This is a genomic window from Acinetobacter sp. YH16031, assembly GCF_013417335.1.
GTDB lineage: Bacteria > Pseudomonadota > Gammaproteobacteria > Pseudomonadales > Moraxellaceae > Acinetobacter.
In genome coordinates this window covers 1-3,174 of record NZ_VPED01000094.1, presented here as the reverse complement: position 1 = coordinate 3,174, position 3,174 = coordinate 1, and the positions used below count along the sequence as shown (strand labels likewise).

4 protein-coding genes are annotated in these 3,174 nt (G+C 37.9%); 2 read left to right on the top strand and 2 right to left on the bottom strand.

What is annotated here, in order from left to right; translation table 11 throughout:
• The first annotated feature begins 285 nt into the window (after positions 1-285).
• Together FTV31_RS16080 and FTV31_RS16075 are read left to right on the top strand one after the other, a co-directional pair.
• Positions 286-630, top strand: a complete 345-nt coding sequence (locus FTV31_RS16080) for an SMR family transporter (protein ID WP_005146112.1) — start codon at positions 286-288, stop codon at positions 628-630.
• Positions 631-1,188: a TetR/AcrR family transcriptional regulator gene (locus FTV31_RS16075; protein ID WP_005146114.1), complete on the top strand. Its 558-nt coding sequence runs from the start codon at positions 631-633 to the stop codon at positions 1,186-1,188.
• 127 nt (positions 1,189-1,315) lie between these two features.
• Here FTV31_RS16075 and FTV31_RS16070 read toward each other — a convergent pair whose 3' ends face one another.
• Positions 1,316-1,813: a hypothetical protein gene (locus tag FTV31_RS16070; protein ID WP_108565293.1), complete on the bottom strand. Its 498-nt coding sequence runs from the start codon at positions 1,811-1,813 to the stop codon at positions 1,316-1,318.
• Positions 1,810-2,781 carry a MobQ family relaxase gene (mobQ, locus tag FTV31_RS16065; RefSeq protein ID WP_180015673.1) on the bottom strand — a complete coding sequence of 324 codons (972 nt, stop codon included), beginning with the start codon at positions 2,779-2,781 and terminating at the stop codon, positions 1,810-1,812. The genes FTV31_RS16070 and mobQ overlap by 4 nt, the downstream gene beginning before the upstream one ends.
• Between the last annotated feature and the right edge of the window lie 393 nt (positions 2,782-3,174).

Below are 3,174 nucleotides of genomic sequence, written 5' to 3'. Positions count from 1 at the left end.
TCGCTCGGTTCTTATTATCTAGGTTTTAATTATTTACTGGAGCTAACCAAAGTTGTGAAACATTGCTTAAATAATAGGCGTGGAACGTGAAAAATCATAAAAAAAGCCCATCTAGGTATAGATGGGCTAAAAATGGAAACCTACTGCACTGATTTCTAAAGAGAATTATAACAAATTTCGCATAAGGTGTATTATGTTAATTTTAGAAAATCTAAAATAATTATTGATAATTTTTTTTTGAAAATTTAACATACCTTCCGATTGGTATTTTAGGTATGATTACTTATGAACAGTGTGTTACTCGCTTATGTATTACTTGGATTTGCAATAGTTTCCGAAGTGATTGGAAGTAGTTTTTTAGTTAAATCGGAAGGGTTTACAAAACTTTTTCCAAGCGTGATGGTCTTTATTTTTTTTAGCACGGCATTTTATTTATTATCACAAGTTATTAAAACAATCCCTTTAGGTATCGCATACGCTATATGGGCTGGTGTTGGGATTGTTCTAACTGCTGTAGTTGGCTACTTTGTTTTTAAACAGACACTAGATAATCCTGCTTTAATTGGAATTGGTTTTATCGTATCTGGCGTAATAATTATTAATTTATTTTCGCAATCAGCAGGTCATTAAGTGAAAGAAATTCGGCAACAAAAGAAGCAACCAGAGGTTATTCGAAAGCGCATCCTTGAACAGGCAACTATTCTTGTTTCTCAAAAGGGTATTTCTGGTGTTTCTATTCAAAATATTGCTACAGCAGTAGGTATAACAAAAGGGGGGGTATTTCACCATTTCCCGAATAAAAAAAATTTGATAGAAGAAATGTTCAATCAAATAATTCTTGATTTAGATCAAACAGTTGAATACTTGATTAAACGCGATCCAACAGAATATGGTAAATTCACACGAGCTTATATTCATAGTTCTTTTATCCATCAAATAGATGGGGTGGTTTCTGCTTGGTCAGCGTTATCAATGACTATGATCACAGAGCCTACCTTTAATAAAATTTGGATGGAATGGCTAAAAAATAGATTATCTCAACATGCAGAAACGGATAGTCATCCTGATTTAGAGTTACTTCGTTTAGCAGCAGATGGGTTGTGGCTACAAAGTATTACCGGAGTCATTGATGATGAGCAATGTTCAAAATTAGAAGACGATCTGCTTAATCGAACCTATTTAACATAAAATCTCTTATGCGAAATTTCAGCTCGATGCTTTGAAAGATGGCTAAAGCCATGTTTCAAAGTCGGGCAATTTTGCGCTTGCTGTAATTTGATTTGTAATGAGAAAAACCAAGCAAAGTACCGATCAACTAGTATTTTTTAGGGTCGATCTGACACCAGTCATACGTTTTTTCTTTGACACTACTCGGTTCAAACGAGTAGCAATTTTTCCTCATTATTCTCACCAATGTTTCACCATCACTTTCTCGAATTTGTAGCGGATATTTTTTTAGTACAGCCATATCTGCTCTACGTTCATCAATTTCGTCTTTGCTTGGTATGTATAAAAAGATAGCCAAAATGAACACCATCATCACAGCAACAAACGTGCTGGCAAAAATAAAGATAAGTTTTAAGTTGAGCCTGTTTGTAGCTTCGTTTAATGCCTGAATACTGTTGTTTAATGCACCTGTATGCTTTTTATTTGCGTTTTCTAGCGATTTTTCAGCCTTGTCTAGCACTCCACTAGCGACTTGGTTGTAAAACTGCTCTAATCGCTTCTTATCGTCTGCTATGGCTTCTCGATATTCCTTCATGGATGCCAATAAAATATATAACTGGTCATCTAAATCATTTTGATTACTCATAATGACATTCCGCCTCTACTTAGTTTTTGAGATGCCTTGCGGAGTGCTTGCTCGGCTCGTTGTTTATCTAATTCTTGCTGTCGTTTCATTTCCGCTTGGCGTTCCAGTTCTAGACGTTTGGTTTCTTGGTTCTTCTGCCATTGATCAAAACCTTGATCGACACGGTTTAAACCACGCTGTAAAACGCTCTCTTTCTGCTGTTTCTGTTGGTCAAGCTGTTGGGCGTTCTGCTGTTTCACATTGTCATTAAAACGGCTGATTTCAGTGTCTATGCCTTGTCTGCGTAATTGGGTGACTTTAGTGCCTTCATGGATGGTGGCTTGTAGTCCGTTATTCTGATCGGCATAGCTGCGGTGGTCTATTTTTTCCTGAAAGCCTGCTCGTTCTAATGCGTGATTGGCTAAATTTGCCCACGTTTCCCGAATCTGTTTAATTTCGTCTTGGGTTGTCCCCATACCAAGGCTTTTTCGTTTGGCGTTACTGAGTTCAATATCGGTTTTGGTGGTCAGAGTGAGTTTATTGTCTGCATTCAATTCGGCTTTTCGGGTTGTGAGCATGATATGGGCGTGATGGTTTTTATCATTACCGCCTTTACTCGGTTCATGGATGGCTAAATCTGCGATTACGTCATAGCGATCAACTAAGGACCTGGCAAAGTCTTTTGCCAAGTCCTTACGTTGATCAGCGTCTAATTCATCGGGTAGGGCGATTACCCATTCTCTAGCGGTTCGGGCATCTTTGCGGTTTTCGGACTGTTCTGCCAAGTTCCAAAGGTCATTACGGTCAATTTCAATATCGAGATTCGAGATAATTTCTGAATGGGCGACACCATCTTTTCTTGTAAAGTCATGGGTCAGCCCTGTGCGTTCATCTTTGAGCTTTTCACCTGCACGATAAGCCATAGATGCAACAGCAGTTCTGCCTGAACTTCGATTAACTGTTTTGGTCGAGCAATGATAAATCGCCATCGCTTAACACTTCCGACTAGCAGGGACGTAATAACCGCATTTTTCACATTCTCTTTTTAGGTTCTGAACTTCTCTTTCTTCTGCATGTTGTGCCATCTGTTCAGGCATCTTATAAGTGCATTCGTGTCCGCAATTTGGACAAAGGTAAAGGTGAGTTTCTCTAAAATTATACCGATACATTTTTATTTACCTTTTGCTTTTTTAAATTGCGTAGCAATTTTTTGGGGTTAAGGGGATTCCCCTTACGCAAACTTTGACTTGGATGAAATCCAAGTCGTAAGTGCGCATTTCATGAAAAACACGATAGCATATTACCCGCTTGAATTTCAATTCATAGGGTCTTATGCTTGAGTGGTTTTCTATATTCCGAAATTAATCGTTATGACTAAATCT

Excerpts from the sequence above, each read along its gene's own strand:
- FTV31_RS16080 (WP_005146112.1), top strand. The coding sequence starts at position 286 with ATGAACAGTGTGTTACTCGCTTATGTATTACTTGGATTTGCAATAGTT.
- FTV31_RS16070 (WP_108565293.1), bottom strand. The coding sequence starts at position 1,813 with ATGAGTAATCAAAATGATTTAGATGACCAGTTATATATTTTATTGGCA.
- mobQ (WP_180015673.1), bottom strand. The coding sequence starts at position 2,781 with ATGGCGATTTATCATTGCTCGACCAAAACAGTTAATCGAAGTTCAGGC.